We start from the raw sequence: 19,330 nt of genomic DNA, 5'->3' as shown, positions 1-19,330 counted from the left end.
CGCTATCCTCTCCCTCAAGGGAAGAGGAGTTTAGGGCAGCTCACCACCCCAAAGCAGACGTTGCGGCTAAACCCTCTGCCGCTCACGTGCCCGCACAAATCGCTCGCGCGCCATGCACCGCGCCAGCCACGCCTTCGTCGCGTCGCCCAGTACATCGTCAGCCCCCAGCGTCGTCGCCAGAAACGCCGCATAGCCGATCGCAATATCGGCAATCGTAAAGCGCCCCGCGACCAGCCATTCGCGCCCGTCGGCCAGCGCCGCTTCGATGCTTTTCGCGCGTCCACCGAAAAAGGCTTTGTAATCCTCGACGGCCTGCGCCAGCCGCCGCGCCTCGGGCTCGACCCGCGTGTAACGGATCATGATCGCGAGCGGAAAGGTCAGCGTCGCGTCGCTGCGGTGCAGCCAGTTGCGATAGTCCCAATAATCACCCTCGTCGCGGCGCACCTCCAGCGGCGTGCCTTCGGCGATGCGCTCGCAGATCGCCGCCGATTCGGTCATCAGCCGCCCGTTCTCGACCCAGCCCGGGATCGTCATCAGCGGGTTCACCGCGCGATACTCGGGCTCGAACGCGCGCGGCGGGAATTTCAGGACGCGCAGGTCGACGTCGATACCCGCCTCCTCGACCGCCCACAGACAGCGCAGCGAGCGGGCGTCGGGGCAGTGGTAGAGAATAGGGCGCGTCATGCGGCAACCTCCTTCGGTCGGTTGATGTGGCGGCGATGCTCACGCCAGGCGATGAACAGGCCCGACGCGACGATCAGCGGCGCGCCGACCCACGTCGTGTCGGCGGGCAGGGTGCCAAAGAACCACCACCCTGCGGCGATCGCCCACAGCAGGCTGGAATAGTCCATGGGGATGACCACCGACACCGGGGCAAGGCGCAGCGCGCCGGTCAGCGACATTTGCGCGACCGCGCCAAGGAAGCCGAGCGCGATGAGCAACAGCCACTCCCCGCCGTCATGCGGCGTGATGACAAAGGGCAGGGCGATGCCGAGCGGGATCATCGAGAGCAGGCTGAACCAGAAGACGATCGTCGCGGCGGCTTCGGTGCGGCCAAGGTCGCGGACGGCAATGGTGATCAGCGCGGTCATGATCGCGCCGCCCAGCGCGACAAAGGTACCGAGTGCGTGGGTGCCATCGAACCCGCCCGCAAAGCTTGCAAACGGATCGAGTACGACGAGGACGCCGACAAAACCGATGATCACCGCGCTCCACCGCTGCCACCCTGTGGCTTCGCCGAGCAGCAGCGCGGCAAAGATCACCGCAAAGATCGGCACCGAAAGGCTGATCGTCGTCGCTTCGGCCATCGGCAGCAGGATCATCGCGCCGAAATTGCACGCCATGCCGGTCAGCCCCATCAGCATCCGCCGCGTGTGCGCGCCGATGCGGTGGGTCTTGAGTGAGGCGAAACCGCCGGTCGCCTTCACCCACAGGAGCAGGAAGGGCAGCACCAGCGCCTGTCGCCAGAACAGGCTTTCGACGATGTGGATGCCTGCCCGGTCGATATATTTGACCACCACGAACATCAGCGACAGGCTGGCCATCGCGAGAAGGCGGAGCGCGATGCCGCCGAGATAGTTTTGCGGCGCGGCGGCGGAGGGGGCGGCGGCGGATGTCATGCCAATCTGCGCATATCAGGCGGGTGCGCGCGCGCAAGCCGTGATCCCCCTTGCCCCGCCTCCGCAATCGGGCTAGGGGCGCACTCCGGCCTAGGGGTATAGCTCAGTTGGTAGAGCATCGGTCTCCAAAACCGAGGGTCGCGGGTTCGAGTCCTGCTGCCCCTGCCAGGCCACAAATCACCAAGAGGCCACGTCCTCGCCTGCATCATGGGCAGGCTTTCAAGTCCGGGACGGCCCGGCAGCTTGAATGGGAGGCTGTCATGGCCTGGATCTATCTCGCAATTGCTGGTGCGCTCGAAATCGTCTGGGCGTTTTCGATGAAACAGTCGGACGGCTTTACCAAGCTTGGTCCGTCGCTGCTCACGCTGGTCGCGGCTTTTGCCAGCTTTGCGCTGCTGGCGCTGTCGATGAAATCGCTGCCGCTCGGCACCGCTTACACGATCTGGACCGGCATCGGGGCGGTCGGCGCATTTGTCGTCGGCATCCTCGTGCTGGGCGAACAAGCGAGCGCGATGCGGATATTTGCCGCGGTGCTGATCGTCAGCGGCCTCGTGTTGATGAAATTGTCGGCGCCCGCCTGATCGGTTCAGATCAGGATATGACAGACGCCCGGCTGCGGGCGGACAATTCCGCGCGTCAGTTGCGCCAAGGCACCCTCGTCGATCCGTGCCGCGTCGGTCAGTTCGATGCGGTAGCGGCCATGGAGAGCGCGGACGGCGCGGACATTGTCGTTGCCGCCGAGCGCAGCGGTGATATCGTCGCGCAGGGCGACCGGCTCGACGTCGCGGCTCGCCGGTTGCGCATCCGCGGCCGGGGCGACCGCCGCGCCGCCTGACAGCGTACCGCGAATTTCCTCGGCGACCAGATCGGCGATCGGGCCGAGCACGACCTGTGCCGCCTTGTCGGACGGGCGGATGATGCCGCGCGCACCGAGCCGCGACAGCGCAGCGTCGTCGATCGCGTCGTTGTCGGCGACGATCAGGCGGAGCCGGGTTGTACAGGCATCGACGCTGACCAGATTGGCGGCGCCGCCCAGCGCGGTGACAAAGGCGTCGCCGCGCGCGCTCCCGGCGTTGGTCGCCGCGGCCTCGGCGACCTCGCCTTTTTCGCGGCCCGGGGTCGGCAAGTCGAAGCGGCGGATGAAGAAACGGAACAGCCCGTAATAGAGCAACGCATAGACCCCGCCGATCGGCAGCAGCAGCCACGGCCGCGTCGCGAGGCTGAAGTTGAGCACATAGTCGAACAGCCCCGCCGAAAAGCCGAAGCCGAGCCGGATGCCGAGCGCGTCCATCAGCGCCATCGACACGCCCATCAGCAGCGCGTGGATCGCGTAGAGCAAGGGCGCGACGAACATGAAGGTGAATTCGATCGGCTCGGTCACGCCGGTCAGAAAGCTCGTCAGCGCCAATGACAGCAGCATCCCGCCGACCGCTTTGCGCCGTTCGGGCCGCGCCTCGTGATACATGGCGAGGCATGCGGCGGGCAGGCCGAACATCATCACCGGGAAAAAGCCCGACATGAAGGCGCCGGCGGTCGGGTCGCCCGCGAAGAACCGGCGCAAATCGCCCGTCGCCCCCGCAAAGTCGCCGACGACGAACCAGGCGGCATTGTTGATGATATGGTGCAGCCCGGTGACGATCAGCAGGCGGTTGAGCGTGCCATAGACGAACAGCCCTACGCCGCCGCTTTCGACGACGGTGCGGCTGGCGGTGTCGATCGCGCCGCTGATATGTGCATAGCCATAACCGAGCACCGCCGCGAGCAGCAGCCCGGCGACCCCGCTGGCGATCGGCACGAAGCGGCGCCCGCCGAAAAAGGCGAGATATTCGGGCAGTGCGATCGTCGCGAAGCGGTTGTAGAAATTGCCGCCGATCAGTCCCGACAAGATGCCGATCGGCACCTCCAACTTGTCGATCTGGCTCAGCGCCCAGGTCTTTGCGGCGAGTGCCGCGGCGGCTTCGGGCAACCCGGCGCCAACATCGGGCGGCGCGATCAGAAAGGTCTGCGCGCCCGTTGTTGTGACCAGATAACAGACGACGCCCGCCAGCGCGGCGGCGCCATTGCCGTCGCGCGCGAACCCGACCGCGACGCCGATCGCGAACAAGATACCGAGATTGTCAAAGATCGCCGCACCCGCGGCGGAGATGAAGGCGATGCCGAGCAGGTCGGGCTGGCCGATGCGCAACAACAGACCCGCGATCGGCAGCACCGCGATCGGCAGCATCAACGCGCGGCCGAGCGGCTGGAGCGTTTCGAGTATCTTCCTCATCGACGTGTCTCCTCGAAAGCGCGGGAGAGCGCACGAACTTCGGCGGCCGACTTGCATTGCAGCGCAAGCTCAGCATGCGCGCGCGCTTCGCTCAGCGTCAGGCCGCGGACGATCTGCTTCGCCTCGGCGACGAAGCCGGGGACTGCCGACAATTCGGTGACGCCCAGACCGATCAGGATCGGCACCGCCGCCGGATCCGATGCGAGCCCGCCGCACACCCCGACCCAGCGTCCGCGCGCGGTGGCGCGGCGGCAGGTTTCGCCGATCATGCGGAGCACGGCAGGATGCATCGCGTCGACCCCGGCGGCGACCGCGGGATTGCCGCGGTCCATCGCCAGCACATATTGGGTGAGGTCATTGGTGCCGATCGACAGGAAATCGGCCTCGAGCGCGAGCAGGTCGGCGGTCATCGCGGCAGCAGGGGTCTCGACCATCACCCCGACCTCGACGGCGTCGGCGATCGCCATGTCGCTGCGCAGCCGGTCGACCAGCGTGCGGACCTGCCGCAACTCGTCGATGCTGGCGATCATCGGGATCATGATCTTGCACGCGCCCACGGGCTCGACGCGCAGGATCGCGCGGAGCTGGGTTTCGAGCAGGTCGGGCCGCGCGAGCGCGACGCGGATGCCGCGCTGGCCGAGCGCCGGATTTTCCTCCTCTGCGATCGGAATATAGGCGGCAGGCTTGTCACCGCCGATGTCGAGCAGGCGGATGATGACGGGTTTGCCGGGCAGCGCGTCGGCGATCGCCTGATAGGCGGCGTGCTGTTCGTCCTCCGACGGCGCGGTCTCGCGATCGAGGAACAGGAATTCGCTGCGCACCAAACCCGATCCCTCGGCGCCCTGTGCAGCGGCGAACTGCGCGTCGGCTGCGCTGCCCAGATTGGCGCAAATCTCGATCCGCGTTCCGTCGGCGGTCCGGCACGCTTCTTGCGCAGCGGCCTGCGCGGCGTCGCGCCGCGCGGCACGCTTCGCCAGCCGCGCGGCAAAGGCAGCGGCGTCGGCGGGGGAGGGGCGCAGCGTGACATGGCCGAGTTCGGCGTCGAGCAGCAACGGCGCATCATCCTCGATCGCGCCCAGCGCAGCGCCCATCGCGACGAGCGCGGGCAGCCCCATTCCGGCGCACAGGATTGCAACGTGCGACGTCGGCCCGCCACGCGTCAGGCAGACCCCGGCGGGATTCGCAGCGGCGAGCGCCACCAGCTGCGACGGCAACAGGTCGTCGGCGACGATGATTGCGCCCGCGGCCATCGCGGCACCGTCGAGCGGGGTTCCGGTCAGCGCCGACAGCAGCTGCCGTTCGATGTCGACCAGATCGTCGATCCGTTCGATCAGATGCGCGTTGCCGGTCGCGCGGATCGCGTCGATCTGGTCATGGATCGCACCGCGCCAGGCAAAGCCCGCGCTGCGTCCCGCGGCGATCCGTGCGTCGGCGCCCGCGATCAGTTCGGGATCGTCGATGAGCGCAAGATGCGCCTGCATGACAGCCGCGATGCTGGCGTCGCCGCTGTCGGCGCGCGCCGCAATATGCGCGCGCACCGCATCGCGCGCCGCCAGCAGCGCGGCGCGCTCTTCCGCCGCGCCGACGCCCTCGCTCGCTACCGCAATCTCGGCCTGCCGCAGCCGCGCCGCGGGTCCCATCGCGAGCCCGGGCGACGCGATCACGCCGCCGATTTGCCCAACTTGCAGGGTAGTCCTCGGGGGTGCGGCCGCCGACGGCGCAGCAGGCGCCGTCTCGCCCATGTCGGTCGCCAGCAACGCGGCGATGGCCGCCAACGCTGCCTCGGCGTCGTCGCCGCGCGCCTGCACGACGACCTCGTCGCCGAACCGCGTGCCGAGCGCGAGCAGCGCCACGGTGCTGCGGGCGTCGCCGCGCTTGTCGCCGTTCAGCAGGTGCAGCTCGGCCTGAAATCCGCGCGCGGCTTCGCAGATCCGCGCGGCAGGCCGCGCGTGGATGCCGTGCGGCAGCGCCAGCTTCACCGTCTGTTCGATCACAATCCCGTCGTCCGAGCTGCGCCGGACGTTCGCCTGCACGGGAACCAGCGTCATCAGCGCCTCGCACGCGCCGATCGCGCAGTCGGTGCTGCGGCGGCTGATCGCAAACGCTTCGGCATTGGTGACGATCACCGGGGTGATCAGGCTGGGCGCCGCGAGCGCGACGGCGTCTAGGTCAAAGCGAATCAGCGGGTCGCCGCGCGCGACGGTCTGGCCGATCGCCACCAGCGGCGTGAAGCCTTCGCCCTTCAGCATTACGGTGTCGAGCCCGATATGGATCAGCACCTCGGCGCCCTCGGCGCTGCGCAGCGAAATCGCATGCCCGGCGTCGTGCAGCGTCACCACCTCGCCGTCGAACGGCGCGACGATCGTGTCGCCGAGCGGCTCGATCGCCACGCCGTCGCCCATCATGCGCTGGGCGAATACGGGATCGGGAACGCTGTCCAGCGTCGTCGCCCACCCTCTGAGCGGAGAGGTGATGATCAGGCTCATCGATCTAATCCCCAAAACTTCCGCCGCTTTTTTTGTGCGGCTTGATTATCATTCTACGCGCGGGACAGGTCCGGTACGGTGTCGGGCGCAATCCGTCCGCCGATCCACGTCGCACGCGGATCGAGTTCGTTGCCCAGCCATACCCAGTCGGCACGCTGCCCCGGCGCGATCGCTCCGTGACTGTCCTGCAGCGACAGGAAGGCGGCGGGGGTCGCGCTGGCCATCGCCGACACGTCCGTCACCGGCAGCCCGGTCACCTCGACCGTCTTGCGCAGCGCCGCCGCCATGTCGAGATGTGTCCCGGCAAGGGTGCCGTCCTCAAAAATGCAGACGCCGTCCTTCACCGCGATACGCTTGCCCTGCAGGGTGAATTCGCTGTCGTCGGTGCCGACGCTGGGCATCGCATCGGTGACCAGCATGACGCGCTCGATGCCCTTGGCCTTGATCGCCAGCCGGACTACCGCGGGGTGGAGATGGACGTCGTCGACGATCAGGCCGCAATAGCTGTCCGAATCGAACGCGGCGCCGACCGCGCCCGGCGCGCGGTGGTGCAGCGGCGACATCGCGTTGAACAAATGGGTAAAGCCGGAAAGTCCCGCGCTGATCGCCCGCTGCGCCTCGTCGTAGGTCGCGTCGCTGTGACCGGCGCTGACGATCACGCCATGGCGGACGAGGGTGCGAATATCCTCTTCGTCGCAGAGCTCGGGCGCCAGCGTCAGCATCACACGCCCGCGATGCGGGGCGGTGAGCGTTGCGAGCGTCTCGGCGTCGAGGCGGCGGATGCGATGCGCCTCGTGGATACCGCGCTTGACCTCGTTGATGAACGGCCCTTCGATATGGATGCCGACCACCCCCGGCACCCCCTGTTCGATCGCGGCATCGACCGCGGCCATCGCGGCGGCGATCTGAGCCGGGGTGTCGCTGATCAGCGTGGGCAAGAATGCGGTGGTGCCGAACCGGGCATGCGCGGCGCCGATTGCTGCAATCGCCTCGACGTCGACCTGATCGTTGAACAGCACGCCGCCGCCGCCATTGACCTGCGTATCGATGAAGCCGGGGAGTAGCCAGCCGCCTTCCAGATCGACCATGTGATCGGCGGATGCCGGTCCGGTCGGGCCGACGGTGGTAACGGCGCCGTCGGCGACGGCAATATCTGCCGCGCCGACGGCGCCGTCCGGCAGCGCGACCCGGCCGTTGTGAAAGCGATAGATCATAAAGTCTCGGTAACCTTGTTCAGATGCGGAGGCGAGTCGGGGTTGCACCCGCGCGCCAGCGCCAGCGCGCTCGCCATGCGATAAAAGCTCTGGATCATCAGGATCGGTTCGATTGCCGGATGTGCGGCGATGGTGGGAAGATCGCCGACCGCAGGATCGGCAAGCAGCACCGTCGCACCGCGCCGCCGAAATTCGGCGACCGTATCGCGGACGCTGATCGCGGCGCGATCGGTGCCGCCCAGCGCCAGCACATGAAAGCCCTTGCCGACGATGGCCATCGGTCCATGGCGCACTTCGGCGGCGCTGAACGCTTCGGCGTGAAGCGCTGACGTCTCCTTGAACTTGAGCGCCGCCTCCTGGGCGGCGCCAAGGCCATAACCGCGGCCAAGGACGAACAGGTTGCTCGCGCCGCGATAGGCCGTGACGGCGGCCGACCAGTCGAGAGCAAAGGCGTTGGCGAGGCTGGCAGGCAGCGTATCGAGCGCCGCATCGAGCGCGGCATTTTGCGACCAGGCGGCGACAAGCGCCGCGATCGCCGCCAGCGAGCAGATATAGGATTTGGTTGCGGCGACGGATCGTTCTATCCCCGCTGACAACGGGATCACGACGTCGGCGACCTTCGCGAGCGGGGTGTCCGGCGCATTGACCAGCGCGACGACGAACGCGCCGGACGCGCGCTGCTGCTCGACCGCGGCAAGCAGGTCGGGGCTTTGGCCCGACTGCGAAATCGCCAGACACAAGCGGTTGCCGACCAGCGACGGAGCGTCATAGAGCGAGGCGATCGAAAGCGCGGCCGATGCGGTCGGCGTCCCGGTCAGCGTTTCGATCAGATATTTGGTATAGGTCGCGGCATGGTCCGACGAACCGCGCGCGCAAGTGACGACGGCGACCGGCGGCGCGGCGTGAAGGCGGCGCGCGATGGCGGCAAACGCATCGCGGTTCGTCTCCAGCATGCGCGCGACGGCTGCCGCCGCCTCGCCCGCTTCCTGCTCCATCAGCGTGTGTCGTCCGTCTAGCGCGGCGCTCAGCGTCATCAATCTGGCCTCCCGGTCGAGCGGCTCGCGGCGGCTCGATATATTGGTACTATATAGGTTATATATAGCTCATCAAGATGTATGTTCAAAAAATCGGTTCAGCCGATCTGGCGGCGCTGCGATGGCACGCGCGCCGCGGCGCGCGCGGCGTCGATCAGCGCGCCGCGCTGGCATCAAAGCCTCGGTATGTCGGGGATGGGCTAGCCGTTCAGCTCCGCCACGACGTCATAGGCGTCGCCGCGATAATAGCTTTGGGTGAATTCGGCGGTGCGCCCGTCGGCCAGAAAGCCGCGCCGTTCGATGAACAGCCCCGGCATACCCGGCTCGATCCCCAGAATGTCCGCCTGTTCCGCGGTAAAGGCGATGGCGCGCAATCGTTGCAACGCGCGCGCGGGCAAATGGCCCGCGGCTTCCAGCGCTTCATACAGCGACGCATCAACTGCTTCGACCGATGGCAGGCAATAGGCAGGGATCGTCGCATATTCGAGCGCCATCGACGTGTCGTCGGCATAGCGGATACGGTGGAAGCGATAGACGAGTGACCCTGGCGACAGCCCCAGCGACAATGCCTCTTCGGGCGTCACCGCGCCGGCCGTCTTGCTGATCCATTCGCTGTGCGGCTTGCGGCCGCGCGACACCATATCCTCCGAAAATGAGGTGAGCTTGGAGAAGCTTTTTTCGACCCGGGGGCGCGTAACAAAGGTCCCGGCACCGCGGCGCCGCGCGACGATGCCATCGGCGACCAGCCCGTCGATCGCCTTGCGCACGGTGATGCGCGACACGTCGAATTCTTCGGCCAGATCGCGCTCGGTGGGGATCGCCTCCTCCGGCCTGACTAGCTGCCCCTCGATCGCGCCGCGCAGAACCTTCTGTAATTGCAGATAAAGTGGGGTCGGGTCGTCCTTGTGGAGCGGACCCACGCGTTCGATCAATGACAACGACCTTGCTCCACCTGATTGCCCCGGCACGATGGCGAAAAGGCCAGCGCCGCGATCATATGTGTTGCATTGGTATCGTTGCGTCAATCTTTGTTGCGTGTGGCGACGGATGCCACGGCGGTGCGCGCTCGTCGTTTTGAGGCAGTCGAAGGGTGGCTTCCTGGCAGCGATAAACGTCTCAGCCATGTCCATAGGCGGAAACTAATACTAATCTAAAACCAATGCCTATGCCGTTGACGAGGGCTCATCGGTTTCCATTATGCTAGATTTAGGTGGACTTGTTGCATCTAAAAGGTCGTGGAAAGGCGTTGACCGTCTCGCACCGGCATGACAAATTAAATACAAATTTTAGGACGGGAGACGATTATGCAGCCGGTGGGTTGGGCGATGCTGGCTGTGGCGGCGCTGATCGCGCCGCAAGCCGCGGCAGCCGAGGCGTCGCCGCAGGCGGCACTCGACCAATTCGCCGACGCGCTGGGCTATCAGCTAGAAACCGTCGACAACCGGCCCCAATGCCCGACCGAGATTGCGGGCTCTTTCCTGACCACCCTCACGCTGACGGTCCCTGAAACCCTTCCCGATGCGCTGCCGACGCGCGGTCTCTCGCTCTATTTCAGCTTCGTCAATCAGCTGCCGCTGGTCGAAAGCGACATCTTTACGCACCGGCTGATCAACGGCGATGTTCAGCAATTGACGCTGAAGCCCGGCGTGACGCTGCGCCCCGGGGCAAGGCACGTCGTCAAGCTATGGGGGGTCGGCGCCAATTTCTCGCGGGCATTTGCGATGCCCAATGCTTATCTCGTCGCCGACGGGGTAAACCCGCGGACGATCGCCGCCACGCGCGCGGTCATCGATCCCGAAACCGGCCTCGAAGCCCTGCCGTTCGCGGCGCCGATGACCAACGAGGCACGGCTGGCGACCAAAAGCGAGGCCGATCGGACCCGCTGGTTGACCGCCGAACGGGCCTTTGCCGTGCAGGCGGACCGCCAAGCCGCTGCGACAACCGGTGTGGCCATCCTGCCGAAACCGATCGAGGCGGCGCAGGGCAATCGGCCGTCGGTCGATCTTGGTCGCGGGATTGCGCTGACGCTCCACGGTGTCGAAAGGGCCGCCGTTGCGCCCGCGCTCGCGTCGCTCGGTGTCGCGGAAAACGGCGTACTGCCGCTGACGGTCCGGGTCGACCCGGCCGCGGTCGCAAAGCCCGAGGGATATATGCTCGACGTCAGGACGTCGGGGATCGCGATCACCGCGCACGACGCGGCGGGAGCCAGCCATGCGCTGCGCTCGCTCGCGCAGCAGGCGGCGTTTGAAAAGGGCCGGATGAAACCGCTGCGCGTGGTGGACGCCCCCGAATATGGCTTTCGCGGGTTGCACATCGACCTTGGCCGCAATTTCCATGGCCGCGACCAGATATTGAAGCTGGTCGAGGCCATGGCGGCTTACAAGCTCAACAAGCTGCACCTCCATCTTGCCGACGACGAGGGCTGGCGGATCGAAATCCCGGCGCTTCCCGAACTCGCGGAGATCGGATCGAAACGATGCCATGACCTGCAAGAGCAGGCGTGCCTGCTGCCCCAGCTCGGCGCGGGTCATGACGGGAAGGGCAGCGTCAACGGCTATCTGACCGCCGCCGATTATGTCGCGATCGTACGGGCAGCGGCGGCGCGGCAGATCGAGGTCATCCCGTCGATTGACATGCCGGGCCACAGCCGCGCCGCGATCAAGGCGATGGAGGTTCGCCACGCGCGGCTGATGGCCGCGGGCAAGGCGGCAGATGCCGACGCTTATCGCCTGATCGACCCGGCGGACACGACCGAATATCGCAGCATCCAGCATTACAACGACAACACGCTGAACGTCTGCCTGCCCGCGACCTATCGCTTCGTCGATACGGTGGTCGACGCGCTTGCCGACATGCACCGGCAGGCGGGGACGCCGCTGCGCATCTTTCACATCGGTGCCGACGAAACCGCGGGCGCCTGGGTGAAATCGCCAGCCTGCCGGGCGATGATCGCCGAAAATGGCGGCGACGCGGGCAAGCTGACCCCGCGCTTTATCGAGCGGGTTGCGCAGCGTCTCGCCGCCAAAGGCCTGCGCACCGGCGGCTGGAGCGATGGCATGGGGCATACCGATGCGGCAAAGATGCCCGGGAATGTCCAGACGAACATCTGGGGCGTGCTGCACACCGGCGCGGTGCGCGAGGCGCATGATCAGCTGAACCGCGGCTGGGACGTCGTGCTGTCGATCCCCGACCTCGGCTATTTCGACATGCCCTATGTCCCGCATCCCGACGAGGGCGGCTATCACTGGGCCTCGCGCGGGGTCGACGACTATCAGGTGTTCGGCTTCATGCCCGGCAACCTGCCCGCCAATGCCGCGACGATCCGCAACACCCACGCCGAGGGCAGGGCGATCGCGGACGAGCCGGTGCTGCAATCGGGACGCCGGATCGCGGGGGTGCAGGCGCAATTATGGAGCGAGACGATCCGTACCGACGGCCAGGTCGATTATATGCTGTTCCCGCGCCTGCTCGCGCTCGCCGAACGCGCGTGGAGCCCGGCGACATGGGCGCCGCCCTACCGTGCGGGTGCCACTTATGAATGGGGTGACAAGCGCGTCGATGCGGTGAAGCTCAAGGCGGGTTGGCAGGATTTTGCGGGACGCGTCGCGGCACAGCTGCCGATGCTCGACAAGATGGGTATCGCCTATCGCGTTGCGCCGCCGGGCGCGCGCATTGTAGACGGCCGACTGGAAGCGAACACCGTGTTTCCGGGTACCGCCATTGAATATCGCGTCGCGGGCGGAGACTGGACGCGCTATTCGGGGCCGGTTGGCGTCAGTGGTGAAATCGAACTGCGCAGCCGCTCGGCCGACGGCAAACGGACAAGCCGCACCGTGCGTGTCGCTGCTCCAGTTCGTTAGCCACAGGCGCGGCCAAACACCGTAATCGTCGGCCAGTCGCCGCCGGTCTCGACGGCGGCGTCGATCCCGTACACCGCGCGCAGACGCTCGGCGGTCAGCACGTCGGCGGGCTTGCCATCGGCGACGATCCGCCCGCGATCGATCAGCAACAGCCGGTCGCAATAGCGCGCGGCGAGCGTCAGATCGTGCAGCACCGCGATCACCAGCCCGCCGCCCGCCGCCTCGGCGCGCAGCATATCCATCACGTCGATCTGGTGTCCGGGGTCGAGGCTCGCGAGCGGTTCGTCGGCGATCAGCGCCGGCGCCTCGACCGCCAAAGCACGCGCGAACAGCACGCGCGCGCGCTCGCCGCCCGACAGCTCGTTCGCGATCCGGTCGCGTAGTTCCAGCACGTCGGCGCGCGCCATCGCGCGTTCGATCGCCGCGGTATCGGCGTCAGATATTCGCGACATCGGCGCAAGGTGGGGCAACCGCCCCAGCCCGACGAGCCGTTCGACCGTCAGCGGCCAGTGCAGCGTTTGCCCCTGCGGCACATAGGCGATGTGCCGCGCGAGCTCGCTGCGCGGCATCGCCGCCACATCGGTGCCGTCGATCGCGACCGTCCCGCTGGCGGGCACCAGCGCGAGCATCGCGCGCGCCAGCGTCGATTTACCCGCGCCATTGGGGCCGACGATGGCGGTCAGCGTTCCTGCGCCGAACTCGGCGCTGACATTGTGCACGACCGCGCGGCGACCAAGCGTGACACCGACATGATCGAAGGTGATGCTTACCATAGCCGCCGCTCCCGCATCAGGTGGATCAGGAAGACCGGTACCCCCAGAAAGGCGGTGACGACCCCCAGCTTCAATTCGTTCGTCGTCGGGATGATACGGACGCCAAGGTCGGCGAGCGTCAGCAGCGCCGCGCCGCCGATCGCCGAGGGCAGCAGGATCGCCGACGGGCTGCGGTCGGTGAGCGGACGGATAAGGTGCGGCACGATCAGCCCGACAAAACCGATCGCGCCCGCGACAGCAACCGCGCCGCCGACCCCGATCGCGGTTCCGACGAGCAGCCGGAGCCGCGTGCGCCGAAGGTCCGTGCCGAGCGCCTGCGCGGCATCCTCGCCGAGCGTCAGGGCATCGAGCGCGCGGCCATTCCACAGCAGCATCGCCCCGCCGATCGCGATGCACGGCAGGGCAATCCACACATGGTCGAACGACCGGTTCTCGAGGCTGCCGAGCAGCCAGGTCATGATCTCCATTGCCGCGAACGGATTGGGCGACAGGTTGAGCGCGAGGCTGGTCCCCGCGACGGCAAGCGTGCCGACCGCGATCCCCGCGAGGATCAGCGTCAGCGGGCTTTCGGCGCGACCGGCTAGGACGAACAGCAATGCGAGCGAGACGAGCGCGCCGCCGGTCGCCAGCACCGGCAGCATCACCGGATGCAGCTCGGCAATGCCGAAATAGATCGCCGCGACCCCGCCGAGCGCCGCAGCGTTCGAGGTGCCGAGCACCGACGGTTCAGCAAGCGGGTTGCGCAAATAGCCCTGCAATGCCGCGCCCGCGAGCCCGAGCATCGCGCCGACCGCAAGCGCGAGGATTGTCCGCGGCAGGCGCAGGTCGAACAGGATGATCGACGCCACGCGGTCGCTGTTGCCGCTTGCAGCGGCCAGCAATCGCGCGACCGACAGATCGACCGCACCGAACAGCATCGAGCCGATCGCGGCGGCAAGTGTCAGCAACAGCAGCGACGCGATCAGCGACCAGCGGGGCACGGCAAAACGGTTCATGAGCGGTCCCCGTCGATGCGCGCGATCTGCGCCGTGATGCTCCGCGCCGCCGCTGTGTAAGCTGGGCTGCCACACACCGTCCATGCCTGCGGAATGCTGATGCGCGGGATGCCGCTCAGCGCTGGATGGTGCAGCATTTCGCTCCCTTGGTCGGTCACCACGTCGGTTGCGCTTTCGACGATCAGGAAATCGGGCTGCGCAGCGACCATTTCCTCAAGGCTCAGTTGCGACAGCGGCGGCTTGCCGAGCTTGCCCGCCAGATTGACCAGCCCGACGCGCCCCATCAGCTCGTCGATCAACGTCCCGGTTCCGGTCATATAGCCGCGCCGCTGATAATAGGCGGCAACGCGGCCCTTGCCCGGCTTGGGCAACCCGGCGAGTTCTCCCTGCATCCGCGCGATCAGCGCGCCGCCGCGTTCGGGATGGCCGACCGCCGCCGCTGTCTCGCGGATAGAAGTGTAGATTTCATCGAGCGTGTTCGCGGTTGCGTGGTCGAGCAACGGATAGTCCTGCTGCGGCAGCGCGCGCAGCGCCGCGCTGCGGCTTGCAGGCATGCCGATGATCAGGTCGGGTTCGATCGCCAATATCTGCTCCGCAGAATTGCTGAGCAGCGGAATGCCATACGCCTTCGCGGCCTCGCCCGACATTTCGGCGTCGGTCGCATTTTTCGTCAGCCCCGCGATCTGTTCCCGATCGGCAAGCGCAAGCACAAGCTGGTCGGCGCAGAGGTTGATCGACACGATGCGCTGCGGCACCACGGGCGCCTTGACGCGCGGGGCAGGGGCAGCCGCCCACAGCAGCCCCGCGCCGCCGAGCAGCGCCGCCACCGCCACGAGCGCGCGTTTGCGCATCAGAACTCGACCCCTTTCTGCGCCTTCACATTCTGTTCGCGGAACGGATGCTTCACCTGCGTCATTTCGGTGACCAGATCGGCGACCTCGATCAGCGCTCCGGGCGCGTTGCGGCCCGTGACGACGACATGTGTCATGGGCGGCTTCGTGGCCAGCGCCTCCAGCACCTCATCGACGGGCAGATAGTCGTAACGCAGCACGATGTTGAGCTCGTCGGCGATCACCATCTTGTAGCTTGGGTCGGCGATCATCCGCTTCACCTCGTCCCACCCTTCGCGCGCGACCGCGATGTCGCGCGTCCGGTCCTGCGTATCCCAGGTAAAGCCTTCGCCCATCGGCTTGAATTCGATCAGGTCGGGAAAGCGGTCGAACACCGCCTTCTCGCCCGTCTTCATCGCACCCTTCACGAACTGCACGACGCCGACCTTCATGTCATGGCCGATCGCGCGCACCGCCATGCCGAGCGCGGCGGAGGTTTTGCCTTTGCCGGGACCGGTGTGGACAATCACCAGCCCCTTTTCGACCGTCTTCGTTGCGACCTTTTTTCGCTGCGCGGCCTGAATCTTCTTCATCTTCGCCGTATGTTCGGCGTCAGTACGCGCCTTCATCAGAAGCGCGCCCGCACGCCGCCATAGGCTGCGCGGCCGTAGGTTCCGTAACCCGCGGCGGTCGCATAATTGGCGTCGAACAGATTATCGACGCGGCCGTAGATCTCGAAATGATCGCCCACCGGGAAGGATGCGCGAAGCCCGGCGAGCGCATAGCCGTCGAGCCGCACATTGTTCGCCGCATTGTCGAAACTGTCGCCGACCATCGTGATTGTCGCGCCGGTCGACAGCCCGAACGACCAATCATAATCCGCCGACAGGCTGACCGCGTGCGCGGCACGGCGCGGCAGGCGCTTGCCGTCGAACGCCGGACGGCCCGACCGGTCGCGCGCGTCGATATAGCTGTACGACGCGGTGACATTGAGCGCATCGATTGGGCGCAGCGCCAATGTCGCTTCGACGCCCTTGGCACGCGTGCGGTCGATATTCCCATAGGTGAAGGTCGCGTTGTCGTAATTGATCTGGTCGCTGGTGTTGCGCAGGAACGCGGTCAGCGAAATCAGCGCGCGGCCGTCGGCGAGGTTCTGGTCGATGCCGACGTCATAGCTTTTCGAGCGTTCGGGGCGGAGCGCGGCATTGCCGCTGAATGCGTCGTAAAGCTGGTACAGCGACGGCGCCTTGAAACCCTCGCCATAGCTCAGCCGAACATTGGTCGCGCCCGCATTCGGCGAATAATTGGCGTTGGCGCCGAAGGTCGTCGCGCCGCCGAACTGGCTATGGTCGTCGTGGCGGACGCCGCCCGACAGCGACAGGCCGGTCAGCGGCTGGACGATCCCCAGCGCATAGACGCTGTCGATATTGGCCTGCTGGCTGTCGGTCGATCCAAAGCCGAAGAAATCATAATCGGGACGCTCATGCTCGTACCCGAAGATCAGCTTCGCTTGGGTGGCCGGCGTCACGACCCCCTGATATTCGAACCGCAAATTGGTGCCCGAATAGCCGTAATCTGGCGCGGTTCCGCGGACGAAATAATAATCGCGCTCGTTGCGCATCCACGTCACCGCGGCGCGGCTGGTAAAGCGGCCGTCGAACAGACCGAGGTTCAGCCCCGCATAACCGACATATTGGTCGAGCTTGGCGACGTCGGCGCTGTCGGCGGGGGCGCCGAAGAAGCTGTCATAATCAAGGTCGGCGTTGATGTAATAGCCGCGCAGGTCAAGGCTCAGCGCGTCACTGAACGCGACATTCAGCCGCGCGTTGCCCGCGAAATTCTTGTATCCATCCTTCTCGGTGCCGACCGTCGCCGACGAAATGCCGTCGGTGCGAAAGTAAGCCCCGCCGATTCCGCCCGAAATCGCGCCGGCGGTGCCCGACACATCGGCCTTGGCACTCACCGTATCGCTATAGCCATATTCGGCCGACGCGTTCGCTGCGACACCCGCCGCGGGGGCCCTGGTCATCAGGCTCACGACACCGCCGATCGCCTGGCTGCCGTGGACGACCGAATTCGACCCGCGCAGCACTTCGATGCGGTCGATATTACCGGTCAGCAGGTGACCGAAGTCATATCCGTCGCCGATGCCGCTCGGATCGTTGACCTTCACCCCGTCGATCAGCACCAAAGTCTGCGTCGTCTCTGCACCGCGCAGCGAGATGCCCGCAACCGAGCCGGTGCCGCCGTTGCGGTTGAAGCGGACGCCGGGCGTCGTCGCCAGCAGGTCGGCGATATCGATCGTCTGCCGCGTTTCGATCGTATCGGCGTCGATGATGGTGATCGCCTGACCGACTTCGTCGCGCGGCTGCTCGATTCCCGAAGCGGTGACGACGATGTCGCCGCGCTCGCTGTCGCCAGCGGTGGTTCCGGCGAAAGCGGGTGTTGCCGCGGCTAGCGCGATCAGCGAAATGCTCGATAACTTCAACATGGGAAAGCCCCCGTACGCCGACAACGAAGGCGGAGCCTGCCGATGCGCGGGCGCGATCGACCGATGCTGGCGGCGCAAGTGGCGTAAAATACCCGCGGCCCCGGCACCAAGGCGGCTCCAGCCACCTGGTCGTCGCTCGACGGAAACCTCCGTGCCGCGGCCTTTCCCTGGACCTTGGCATTGAGCGACCCACGCCGGCAGGTCTCCTGGCTCGCGGGTCGGGGCTCAACGCACGCCTTCCCAGGTCGCCCCAGTGGCTGTCCGGACCGAAGTCCGAACGGTGCATCTCGCTCGCCGCTTACAGTTGCAGGGACAGCCTCGGCTTCGGGGGTTCGGCAAGAACCCCGCCACCGCGTTCCCGTTTTAAGCCCTTTCGGGCACCGGTGCGATCATGTGCAGGGCAAGCCCCGCACGCGCCGCCCATAGCGGAATGCGGGGCGGGTGCAACGGGGATTTGCGAACACCAATCCTCCCTGTCGCGAAGCGATGGGGAGGGGGACCGCCGCCGCAGGCGGTGGTGGAGGGGCCGCGACGATTGCGCAATGCCCCTCCGTCAGCCCTCCGGGCTGCCACCTCCCCATCGCTACGCGACAGGGAGGATCTTTAGGCCACCCGCTCGACCACCATCGCCGCACCAACCCCCATCGCGCCGGTCAGCACGACCAGCCCGTAGCGGCCCCCGCAGGCATCGAGCGCGTCGAGCAGGGTCGAGGTCAGGATTGCGCCGCTCGCGCCCATCGGATGCCCCTTGGCGAGGTGCCCGCCACTGACATTGACCCGCGCCGGATCGGCATCGCGGTCGCGCAGGAATTTCGCGATCGTTACGGCGAACGCCTCCACAAATTCGATCCGATCGATGTCGCCGAGCGCCAGCCCGGCGCGCGCCAGCGCCTTGTCCATCGCCGCGAACCCCGCGGTCAGCGATGCGACGGGATCGCCGCCGCTTTCGGCAAAAGCGACCACGCGCGCGCGGGGAGGGGGACCGAGCCCGGCGCCACCCACCAGCGCCAACCCGGCGCCGTCGCAGACCGGCGGGGCGTGGGCGATGCTGTGGAGCGGCGCGAATGTCGCGCCTTCGAGCGCGCCCGCATATTGCTGCTGCAATTCTCCAAACGCCGGCGGCGCGGCGGCGAGCGATTCTGCGGTGGTTTGCGGGCGGATACACTCTTCGCCGCTGAGTGGCCCGGTGGCGATACGCGACTGTTGAAGCGCGGCGTCGGTGTCGGTGGCGGACGCCTTTTCCTGCGAGGCGAGGGCGACGGCGTCGAGATCGGCGCGCGTTATCCCCTCGGCGTTAGCGAGTCGGTCGGCGGCGAGAACGGGCGGTACAAAGCGTGCGCGCGGCGGCAATTCATCATTCTTATAAAAAGCGGCACGGTCGCTCAGAAAGGGTGTGCCGCTCATCGACTCGACGCCGCCAGCAAGGATGCAATTGGCTTCGCCGCTGGCAACCTTGGCGACCGCCTGCCCGATTGCCGACAGGCCGGAGGCGCAATAGTTGTTGATGCTGTGCGTCGCCGTCGTGTCGGGCAGTTCCGCATGGAGTTTCGCCAGCATCGCCATATGCCCGCCCTGCGCGCCGCTTTGCGTGACGCAGCCGAGCAGCAGCGCGTCGGGAACAAAATCGCCGCATCGCGCCGTGAGCGCTGCCGCTTGCTGGCGCACCAATTCCTGCGGGGTCAGTTCGGCCAGCCCCCCGTCGGGCCGCGCCTTGCCGCGCGGCGTGCGCACCGCGTCGTAGAGATAGACGTCGGTCAAA

Annotated in this window: 16 protein-coding genes, 1 tRNA gene and 1 riboswitch; of the genes, 4 read left to right on the top strand and 13 right to left on the bottom strand. The window is 66.8% G+C overall.

All coding sequences use genetic code 11. The features are described from left to right. Window positions 1-66 precede the first annotated feature (66 nt). Together G9408_RS07375 and G9408_RS07370 are read right to left on the bottom strand one after the other, a co-directional pair. Window positions 67-684 (bottom strand): glutathione S-transferase family protein, encoded by a 618-nt coding sequence (locus tag G9408_RS07375; protein ID WP_168453311.1) that lies wholly within the window; start codon window positions 682-684, stop codon window positions 67-69. After that, entirely contained in the window at window positions 681-1,619 is a 939-nt protein-coding gene (locus G9408_RS07370; protein ID WP_168453310.1) for a DMT family transporter, read from the bottom strand. Before G9408_RS07370 ends, G9408_RS07375 begins: the two co-directional genes overlap by 4 nt. A gap of 92 nt (window positions 1,620-1,711) precedes the next feature. Between G9408_RS07370 and G9408_RS07365 the strand changes: the two genes are divergently transcribed. Then, a tRNA-Trp gene (locus G9408_RS07365) sits at window positions 1,712-1,787 on the top strand. Window positions 1,788-1,879: 92 nt separating this feature from the next. After that, window positions 1,880-2,200: a DMT family transporter gene (locus G9408_RS07360; RefSeq protein WP_137869434.1), complete on the top strand. Its 321-nt coding sequence runs from the start codon at window positions 1,880-1,882 to the stop codon at window positions 2,198-2,200. Window positions 2,201-2,205: 5 nt separating this feature from the next. Here G9408_RS07360 and nagE read toward each other — a convergent pair whose 3' ends face one another. From nagE to G9408_RS07340, 4 genes are read right to left on the bottom strand one after another with little or no spacing between them, the layout of a single operon-like run. Further along, window positions 2,206-3,888 (bottom strand): N-acetylglucosamine-specific PTS transporter subunit IIBC, encoded by a 1,683-nt coding sequence (gene nagE / locus G9408_RS07355; protein WP_168453309.1) that lies wholly within the window; start codon window positions 3,886-3,888, stop codon window positions 2,206-2,208. After that, window positions 3,885-6,374, bottom strand: coding sequence for a phosphoenolpyruvate--protein phosphotransferase (gene ptsP / locus G9408_RS07350; protein ID WP_210423195.1), 2,490 nt, complete (start codon window positions 6,372-6,374; stop codon window positions 3,885-3,887). Before ptsP ends, nagE begins: the two co-directional genes overlap by 4 nt. A 53-nt stretch (window positions 6,375-6,427) precedes the next feature. Next, window positions 6,428-7,588, bottom strand: a complete 1,161-nt coding sequence (gene nagA / locus G9408_RS07345) for an N-acetylglucosamine-6-phosphate deacetylase (protein WP_168453308.1) — start codon at window positions 7,586-7,588, stop codon at window positions 6,428-6,430. Next, complete coding sequence (locus G9408_RS07340; protein ID WP_210423283.1) at window positions 7,585-8,622, bottom strand: SIS domain-containing protein; 1,038 nt, start codon at window positions 8,620-8,622, stop codon at window positions 7,585-7,587. The genes nagA and G9408_RS07340 overlap by 4 nt, the downstream gene beginning before the upstream one ends. 81 nt (window positions 8,623-8,703) lie before the next feature. Here G9408_RS07340 and G9408_RS16645 point away from each other — a divergent pair, with 81 nt between their 5' ends. Further along, window positions 8,704-8,826, top strand: coding sequence for a hypothetical protein (locus tag G9408_RS16645; RefSeq protein WP_268932532.1), 123 nt, complete (start codon window positions 8,704-8,706; stop codon window positions 8,824-8,826). Here the strand turns inward: G9408_RS16645 and G9408_RS07335 are convergent. Then, a complete protein-coding gene (locus tag G9408_RS07335) occupies window positions 8,823-9,560 on the bottom strand; it encodes a GntR family transcriptional regulator (protein ID WP_137869431.1) in 738 nt (245 codons plus the stop codon). The genes G9408_RS16645 and G9408_RS07335 overlap by 4 nt on opposite strands. Before the next feature lie 366 nt (window positions 9,561-9,926). Between G9408_RS07335 and G9408_RS07330 the strand changes: the two genes are divergently transcribed. Continuing rightward, window positions 9,927-12,482: a family 20 glycosylhydrolase gene (locus tag G9408_RS07330; protein ID WP_168453307.1), complete on the top strand. Its 2,556-nt coding sequence runs from the start codon at window positions 9,927-9,929 to the stop codon at window positions 12,480-12,482. Here G9408_RS07330 and G9408_RS07325 read toward each other — a convergent pair. The 6 genes from G9408_RS07325 to G9408_RS07300 form a co-directional block, all read right to left on the bottom strand. Next, window positions 12,479-13,255 (bottom strand): ABC transporter ATP-binding protein, encoded by a 777-nt coding sequence (locus G9408_RS07325; protein ID WP_168453306.1) that lies wholly within the window; start codon window positions 13,253-13,255, stop codon window positions 12,479-12,481. The genes G9408_RS07330 and G9408_RS07325 overlap by 4 nt on opposite strands. Further along, the gene (locus G9408_RS07320; protein WP_168453305.1) at window positions 13,249-14,250 is read right to left on the bottom strand and encodes a FecCD family ABC transporter permease; all 1,002 of its coding nucleotides are present in this window, start codon (window positions 14,248-14,250) and stop codon (window positions 13,249-13,251) included. The genes G9408_RS07325 and G9408_RS07320 overlap by 7 nt, the downstream gene beginning before the upstream one ends. Further along, window positions 14,247-15,101, bottom strand: a complete 855-nt coding sequence (locus G9408_RS07315; protein WP_168453304.1) for an ABC transporter substrate-binding protein — start codon at window positions 15,099-15,101, stop codon at window positions 14,247-14,249. Before G9408_RS07315 ends, G9408_RS07320 begins: the two co-directional genes overlap by 4 nt. Then, the gene (cobO, locus tag G9408_RS07310; RefSeq protein ID WP_168453303.1) at window positions 15,101-15,709 is read right to left on the bottom strand and encodes a cob(I)yrinic acid a,c-diamide adenosyltransferase; all 609 of its coding nucleotides are present in this window, start codon (window positions 15,707-15,709) and stop codon (window positions 15,101-15,103) included. Before cobO ends, G9408_RS07315 begins: the two co-directional genes overlap by 1 nt. After that, window positions 15,709-17,571 carry a TonB-dependent receptor plug domain-containing protein gene (locus G9408_RS07305; RefSeq protein WP_168453302.1) on the bottom strand — a complete coding sequence of 621 codons (1,863 nt, stop codon included), beginning with the start codon at window positions 17,569-17,571 and terminating at the stop codon, window positions 15,709-15,711. The genes cobO and G9408_RS07305 overlap by 1 nt, the downstream gene beginning before the upstream one ends. Before the next feature lie 179 nt (window positions 17,572-17,750). After that, window positions 17,751-17,970: riboswitch (cobalamin riboswitch) on the bottom strand. Between the two features lie 204 nt (window positions 17,971-18,174). Beyond that, window positions 18,175-19,329: an acetyl-CoA C-acyltransferase gene (locus G9408_RS07300; protein WP_168453301.1), complete on the bottom strand. Its 1,155-nt coding sequence runs from the start codon at window positions 19,327-19,329 to the stop codon at window positions 18,175-18,177. Between the last annotated feature and the right edge of the window lies 1 nt (window position 19,330).

Source organism: Sphingopyxis microcysteis, assembly GCF_012274265.1.
Classification (GTDB): Bacteria; Pseudomonadota; Alphaproteobacteria; order Sphingomonadales; family Sphingomonadaceae; genus Sphingopyxis; species Sphingopyxis microcysteis.
The sequence above is the reverse complement of the archived record's forward strand: the minus strand, read 5'-3'. Positions and strand labels throughout refer to the sequence as shown.

Coding starts and splice junctions, on each gene's coding strand:
- G9408_RS07320 (WP_168453305.1), bottom strand. CDS start 14,250: ATGAACCGTTTTGCCGTGCCCCGCTGGTCGCTGATCGCGTCGCTGCTG.
- G9408_RS16645 (WP_268932532.1), top strand. CDS start 8,704: ATGTTCAAAAAATCGGTTCAGCCGATCTGGCGGCGCTGCGATGGCACG.
- ptsP (WP_210423195.1), bottom strand. CDS start 6,374: ATGAGCCTGATCATCACCTCTCCGCTCAGAGGGTGGGCGACGACGCTG.
- nagA (WP_168453308.1), bottom strand. CDS start 7,588: ATGATCTATCGCTTTCACAACGGCCGGGTCGCGCTGCCGGACGGCGCC.
- cobO (WP_168453303.1), bottom strand. CDS start 15,709: ATGAAGGCGCGTACTGACGCCGAACATACGGCGAAGATGAAGAAGATT.
- G9408_RS07305 (WP_168453302.1), bottom strand. CDS start 17,571: ATGTTGAAGTTATCGAGCATTTCGCTGATCGCGCTAGCCGCGGCAACA.
- G9408_RS07340 (WP_210423283.1), bottom strand. CDS start 8,622: ATGACGCTGAGCGCCGCGCTAGACGGACGACACACGCTGATGGAGCAG.
- G9408_RS07360 (WP_137869434.1), top strand. CDS start 1,880: ATGGCCTGGATCTATCTCGCAATTGCTGGTGCGCTCGAAATCGTCTGG.
- nagE (WP_168453309.1), bottom strand. CDS start 3,888: ATGAGGAAGATACTCGAAACGCTCCAGCCGCTCGGCCGCGCGTTGATG.
- G9408_RS07315 (WP_168453304.1), bottom strand. CDS start 15,101: ATGCGCAAACGCGCGCTCGTGGCGGTGGCGGCGCTGCTCGGCGGCGCG.
- G9408_RS07330 (WP_168453307.1), top strand. CDS start 9,927: ATGCAGCCGGTGGGTTGGGCGATGCTGGCTGTGGCGGCGCTGATCGCG.
- G9408_RS07370 (WP_168453310.1), bottom strand. CDS start 1,619: ATGACATCCGCCGCCGCCCCCTCCGCCGCCGCGCCGCAAAACTATCTC.
- G9408_RS07375 (WP_168453311.1), bottom strand. CDS start 684: ATGACGCGCCCTATTCTCTACCACTGCCCCGACGCCCGCTCGCTGCGC.
- G9408_RS07325 (WP_168453306.1), bottom strand. CDS start 13,255: ATGGTAAGCATCACCTTCGATCATGTCGGTGTCACGCTTGGTCGCCGC.